Source organism: Alteromonas sp. ALT199, assembly GCF_018619335.1.
In the GTDB taxonomy this organism is placed as follows: domain Bacteria; phylum Pseudomonadota; class Gammaproteobacteria; order Enterobacterales; family Alteromonadaceae; genus Alteromonas.
The window spans coordinates 1-7,154 of record NZ_JAHHDX010000031.1 but is presented as its reverse complement, the minus strand read 5'-3'; the positions used below and the strand labels follow the sequence as shown (position 1 = coordinate 7,154).

At 46.1% G+C, this 7,154-nt stretch carries 2 protein-coding genes; both read left to right on the top strand.

Annotation, left to right across the window (positions count from 1 at the left end; translation table 11 throughout):
- The first annotated feature begins 146 nt into the window (after positions 1-146).
- Positions 147-4,217 carry a hypothetical protein gene (locus KL866_RS03430; RefSeq protein WP_214993377.1) on the top strand — a complete coding sequence of 1,357 codons (4,071 nt, stop codon included), beginning with the start codon at positions 147-149 and terminating at the stop codon, positions 4,215-4,217.
- Positions 4,218-4,313: 96 nt separating this feature from the next.
- Positions 4,314-7,010 (top strand): TonB-dependent receptor domain-containing protein, encoded by a 2,697-nt coding sequence (locus KL866_RS03425; RefSeq protein ID WP_025256527.1) that lies wholly within the window; start codon positions 4,314-4,316, stop codon positions 7,008-7,010.
- Positions 7,011-7,154: the final 144 nt, after the last annotated feature.

Below are 7,154 nucleotides of genomic sequence, written 5' to 3'. Positions count from 1 at the left end.
GCAATAGCTTTATATAGGCTTTAGTTCAAAGCTGAAAAAGTTCAAATAAATTCGATAAGTTTTTTGCTTTGTAACAAAAATGTCACCGATCTCATTTACTCTCTAGCAAACCTTAGAATCCGTATTACAAAAATCTGGAGAATTTAATGGAAATTCGTAACATATTTAAGGTAAGCGCTATAACGACTGCGCTTGTCCTTGCAGGCTGTGGCGGTGACATCAATATTAATGAAGGTGATGAAGTAGTAACAACTCCAACAACACCAACTACACCTACAACACCAACGACACCGACTACCCCTGATGTAGATACGCCGTTCTCCTTAGGCTTTGCCACTGACGTATCAAGCGAATTCTCAGGAACGATTACAGACAAGCCCGTCTATCGTCTAGATACTGATTTAACTATCACTCAAGATATGACCTTAACGAACGATGCTCACTGGATCATCAAAGGTCGTACGGCTGTTGGTAACGACAACGCTGATGCAGCGGTACTAACTATTCAAGAAGGTACTACAGTAATCGGCGAAGACGGCGATGACTTCTTGGTTGTACGTCGTGGCTCTCAAATTGACGCATCTGGTACGTCTTCAGCGCCTATTGTAATGACATCGGTACAGGACGTTACTGGTGAAGAAACTTCAATCGGTCAGTGGGGCGGTGTCGTTCTGCTAGGTAATGCACCAACTAACCTTTGTAATACGGGTGACGATGCAGATACATCTGATGAAGAACTAGCAAACTGTGGTGTTTCTGCAGAAGGTGACGCGGGTCTTTACGGCGGTAATAATCCAGAAGATAACTCAGGTACCCTAGAGTATGTTGTCGTTAAGCATGCGGGTAAAGCACTGGCATCAGGTGACGAGTTAAACGGTATTTCATTCGCTGGTATCGGTTCAGGCACCACAGTTAACTATATTCAGGTTCACCAAAACCTTGATGACGGTATTGAGTTCTTCGGTGGTACAGTTAATGTAAGTAATGTTGTACTTACTGACATCGGTGACGATTCACTAGATTGGTCATTTGGCTGGACTGGTAGCGCAACTAACGTTTATATCCAACAGTCAGCTGACGGCGGCGACAACGCAATCGAAGCGGACAACAACGAAGACAACCCGTCATGGTTACCGCTAACTAAGCCAACTGTTTCAAACGTGACGATTGTAAGTGCTGATGGCACAAATGGCGTACGTTTACGCAACGGTACGGCAGGTGTACTTTCAAATGTACTGATTACAGGTTCTACCCTGGCGAACAATTGTCTTCGCGTAAACGGTGACGAAGCGATTGCAAATGCTGAGTCGGGCGAGCTTTCAATTACTGATTCTATCGTTGCGTGTGAAACGCCTGCGAACAACTTTGGCTCTGACACCATTAATGGTGGCACTACTCAAGCATGGTTTGAAGGTCAAGATGGCAACAGCGTTTTAGCTGCTTCTGCACTAATGCTTGAAGACAATGGTTACTTCCCAACAGCCTCTTCTCCTGTTGCACTTGGCGGCGGTCAATATATAGGTGCATTCAACCCTAACGGCACAGATTGGACTGTAGGTTGGACGGTTGGCGTAAACGGCGGTTTCCCAACTGACGTTCAAAACGCATTTGCACAAGGTTTAGCAACAGACGTATCGACTGACTTTGACCTAGACAAGCCGGTTTACGAAATTACTGCAGACACCACATTCACATCTGACGTTACTCTTACCAACGATGCTTACTGGCTAATTAAAGGTCGTACTGCTGTAGGTAACGACAACGATGACAGTGCAACACTATACATCGAACAAGGTACGACTGTGTTTGGTGAGCAAGGCGATGATTTCTTGGTAGTACGTCGTGGCTCAATGATTGAAGCTAACGGTACAGCGAGTGCACCTATCACGTTTACCTCTGTACAGGACCTTATTGGTGATGAAACGGGTATCGGTCAATGGGGCGGTATCGTACTTCTAGGTAATGCGCCAACTAACCTATGTAATACCGGTGACGATTCAGATACTTCTGACGCTGAACTTGCTGCATGTGGAGTGGCCGCTGAAGGTGATGCGGGTCTTTACGGAGGTAATGACCCAGAAGACAGCACAGGTTCACTTCGCTACGTAGTAGTTAAGCACGCAGGTCGCGCGCTTGCAGCCGGTGACGAACTAAACGGTATCTCCTTTGCGGGTATTGGTTCAGGCACTAAAGTTGAATACATCCAAGTTCACCAAAACTTAGACGACGGTATTGAATTCTTTGGCGGTACAGTTAGTGTGCGTAACGTTGTACTTACTGATATCGGTGATGACTCGCTAGATTGGTCTTTCGGTTGGACGGGTAACGCGCAAAACGTTTATATCCAACAATCAGCTGCTGGTGGCGATAACGCTATTGAAGCAGATAATAACGAAGACAACCCAGCGTGGCTTCCACTCACTAAGCCTACTATTTCTAACGTGACTATCGTTGGCGCTGACACAACTAACGGCGTACGTCTACGCAACGGTACTGCGGGTAACATTCGCAACCTAGTTGTTACTGCTGGTGAAGGCTACTCTAACTGCCTACGTGTTAACGGCGACGAGTCGATTGCTAACGCAGTATCTGGCGAGCTTTCTGTAGAACATTCAGTGGTTGCTTGTGAAGCAGGCAATAACTTTGGTTCAGACACTATCGGTGGTGGTACTACTCAAGCATGGTTCGAAGGTCAAACAGGTAACAGCGTGCTTACCGCTGATGCACTAATGCTTTCTAACGATGGCTTTACACCTCGCTCTGGCTCACCACTTCTTGGCGCGGGCGTTGATGTATCACAAGAGAATGACTTCTTCGCAGCAACTGACTATATCGGCGCATTCGACGGTGACAACAACTGGATGGACGGTTGGACTGTTACGGTAAATGACAGCATTCCTGCTGACGTTACAACGGCACTAGAGCAAGGCTTGGCGACCGACGTGTCTGCGAGCTTCCCTGATATCACTGATAAGCCTGTTTATCAGCTCGCTGCTGACACCGTGTTCACGTCTGACGTATCGCTAACTAACGATGCTCACTGGCTAATTAAAGGTCGTACAGCGGTAGGTAACGACAACGCTGACAGCGCTTCACTTTACATTCAGCGTGGTACTACGGTATTCGGTGAAGACGGTGATGATTTCTTGGTTGTCCGTCGTGGCTCTAAGATTGAAGCGTCTGGTACTGCAACACTGCCAATTACCTTTACATCTTCAGAAGATATGACTGGCGGCGAAACAGCCATTGGCCAATGGGGCGGTCTGGTTATTCTAGGTAACGCACCAACAAACCTATGTAACACAGGTGACGACGGTGATACGTCTGAAGCTGAACTGGCAAACTGTGGTGTAGCCGCAGAAGGTGATGCAGGCCTATATGGTGGTGCAGACAGTGAAGATAACTCAGGTACGCTTCGCTACGTTACCGTTAAGCACGCAGGTAAAGCACTTGCAGCAGGTGATGAGCTAAATGGTATTTCATTTGCGGGTGTCGGTAGCGGCACTGAAGTAGACTTCATCCAAGTTCACCAAAACTTAGATGATGGCGTTGAGTTCTTCGGCGGTACAGTGAACGTAAGTCATTTAGTTTTAACAGCTATCGGTGATGATTCTCTAGACTGGTCATTCGGTTGGACAGGTAAGGCGCAGTACGTAGTTATCAAGCAAGATGCAGCGGGCGGCGACAATGCCTTTGAAGCTGACAACAACGAAGATAACCCTGCGTGGACACCACTGACTACACCAACAGTCTCTAATGTAACAATCTTAGGTGCAGACAATACAAACGGTGTACGTCTTCGCAACGGTACAGCGGGTACAATCAAAAACCTAGTGGTTACCGGTGGTGCAAACTACAGCAACTGCCTACGAGTGAATGGTGACGAGTCAATTGCTAACGCAGCAGCAGGTTCACTAACTGTTACACACTCAACAGTAGCATGTTCATCTGCGAGCGCATTTGGTTCAGATACAATAGGTACAGACAGCACCCAAGCGTGGTTTGAAGGTCAAGACGGCAACAGTGTACTTGCTGACACTGCAGCACTTGGCTTTGATTCAACAGGTTTCGTACCTGCAAGCAATTCAGTTTTATTAGGTTCAGGCTTCGACGCTTCTACTTTGGACGCTTTCTTTGATAGCACAGACTTCCAAGGTGCATTCGACGGTGAGTCTGACTGGACACTGGGTTGGGTAACTGTTGGTCTTCAAGACTAATAAGTGAATGCGAGACACAGTAAAGCTAAGGCGTTTTTACGCCTTAGCTTTTGTGTAAGCGCAGCTACCTGATTACAGTTTCTTAGGAGTTACACAATGAAAAACAATCAAACGTCAGCATTCAAAGTGGGTGGACTTTCGCTGGCTATCGCGTCCATTCTTGGCGCAAGCGCGTTACCGTTATCAGCAGTAGCACAGCAGTCAGAAGACGAAGTAATTGAAGAAGTCGTTGCTACGGGCACGCGACTTAAAGGAACCGCAACGGCGGTTTTACAAGAGCGTCAAAATCAGGCGTTCGTTGCTGATATTCTTGGCGCAGAACAAATTTCTCGTACCGGTGACGGCGATGCCGCTGCTGCACTTCGACGTGTAACAGGTCTTACGCTAGTTGACGGTAAATTTATTTACGTTCGTGGTTTAGGTGAGCGTTATTCAAGCACACAGCTAAATGGCATGACGGTACCAAGTCCGGATCCTACGCGCTCGGTTGTACCGCTTGATTTATTTCCATCAAGTATCATCGAAAGCCTGAACGTTCAGAAATCTTACTCACCCAATATGCCTGGTCACTTTGGTGGTGGGAACGTAAACATTCGTACTAAATCAATCCCATCTGAGTTTGTATTTAACGTAAGTGCAGGTGGCGGTTGGAATACGCAAAACAGCGATACCGGTGTTTTCTATTCTGGTGGCGGCGATGATTGGACAGGTCGTGATGACGGTACTCGTGCACTGCCTGACATTATCAGCTCGGGTCTTGCTGCAAATGGTTCTGCAGGCTTCGAGGGTGACCGTACAAGAACACTGGCTGAAACGCAGGATATCCTAAGTTCATTTAACTGGGACATCGGCCCAGACGAAAAGTCTGTAGACCCGAACTTCAGCTTGGGTACGACCATTGGTAACAATTACGTTTTCGACAACGACTCTGTACTTGGTTTCCTTGCAACGGTTTCTTACAGCAACGAATGGACCGTTGCCGAAGAGATGTTAGGTAACGATATTGGTGGTGGTCAGGAAAATCCACGTTTCACTAAATATCGCGACATGGTGTCTACTGAGCAAAACGTACGTTGGAGCGGTATGTTCAACGTGGGTTACGAATATAACAGTAACCACAAGGTAGAACTTGTGAACATGATACTTCACGACATGCGTGACCGTGTTCGCGATGGATACTACTTCGATGAAAGTGAATCTAATCCTGGCGTGGAAGAGTTTCGCCGCATGGATATCATTTTCGAAGAACGTGAAATGGTTTCTTCACAACTGAAAGGCACGCACAATTTCCTTAACTTGTTAGACGGTGTGTTTTTCGATTGGTACGTTGGAACTAGCCGTGCGTCTCGTGAAGCGCCAGACATCATGGAAGTAACATTCCAGCAGTTCTATGACGAGTCGGGTGCACTAGAGCTTGAACGCCTTGATGATACGCCTGGAACTAACCTTAACCGTCAATATCAGGTGCTTTATGATGAGTCTGACACCTATGGTTTCAACGTGTCTACCGCATTCTTTGGCGACGGTTACGATGTTGAACTTAAAGCCGGTATGGATTACTACGACAAAACCCGTGACGGTAACAATATTGACTTAGCGGTGCGTCACTTTGGTATTTCTTCTGACTTTAAAGAAGGTAGCCGTTTGAATGAAATTTTCTCACAGGAAAATATCTATAACGACGACTTCTACACCAGTTCAACGGGGCGTTCTGTGTTTCAGGACAACACAGGTGCAGGTGATAAGTACTCAGCGGCAACCAAACTTACCGCAGGCTATTTCATGGTTGATGCATTCTTCAACCAGAAGTTCCGCGTAAGTGGCGGTGCTCGTTATGAAGATTTCCAGCAAGTATCGATTCCATTTGTCGAGCATTCTGATACGTTTGCAGATGATACCGATGCTATTGTTGACAGCATCTACAGTGAAACTGATGTACTACCGTCATTGGCTTTCACTTATATCCCAAGTGAAGAAATGCAGTATCGCTTTAACATCAGCCAGACGCTAATTCGTCCTGACCTACGTGATATCAGCTCAACCTTCTTTATTGACCCGCTGACAGAATTCCTTGTACGTGGTTCTCCTTCACTGGTTGAGACTGAACTGACCAATATCGACTTCCGTTGGGAGTGGTATATGTCACAGGGTAACAACTTGTCTATTGCACTCTTCTACAAAGATATGGAAAACCCTATCGAGATGGTGCAGTTTGACGGTGGTGAAGGTGTGCCTCAGCTATTAACGGCTAACGGACAGGAAGGTGAACTGTATGGTATCGAATTTGAATTCTTGCACGACCTTGGCTTTATTGGTGATAACTTCAGTAACTTCTTTGTATCAGGAAATATGACGCTTTCTGACTCAGAAGTAACCATTGGCAGTGGCGATCAAGAATCACTGTTTTCTCAGCAGGCTCGTGAAGCTTACGGCGGTACTATCACGGCGACCATAACTAATGACAAACGTCGTCTAGTGGGTCACTCAGAGTGGGTTGCTAACCTTCAGCTGGGTTGGGATTCTGATAACGGTGAGCATTCAGCATCAATAGTTTATAACTCATTTGGCGAGCGTATTATTGCGCCTGGCGTGCGTGGTTTTGAAGATGGTATTGAAAAACCGTTCCATTCATTGGATGCTGTTTATACTTACTACCCAGACTTCAACACTACGATTAAATTCCGTGTACAAAACATTTTCAATGATGAAAAAGAAATTGAGCAGGAAGGTCTTACGCTTCGTAAGCTAAGCGTAGGTACAGGTATTAACGCTTCAATTACTTATAACTTCTAAGAAATAACACCCAGTTTGGCTTCTTTGAAAAGGGAACCACAACATTCACCTAAAGCCCGGTTTTTCTGCCGGGCTTTTCTTTTTGTGACAATAGTCATCGATTTATGACAGTTCCGTAATAAAACTGTCACAGAAAAATCCTAT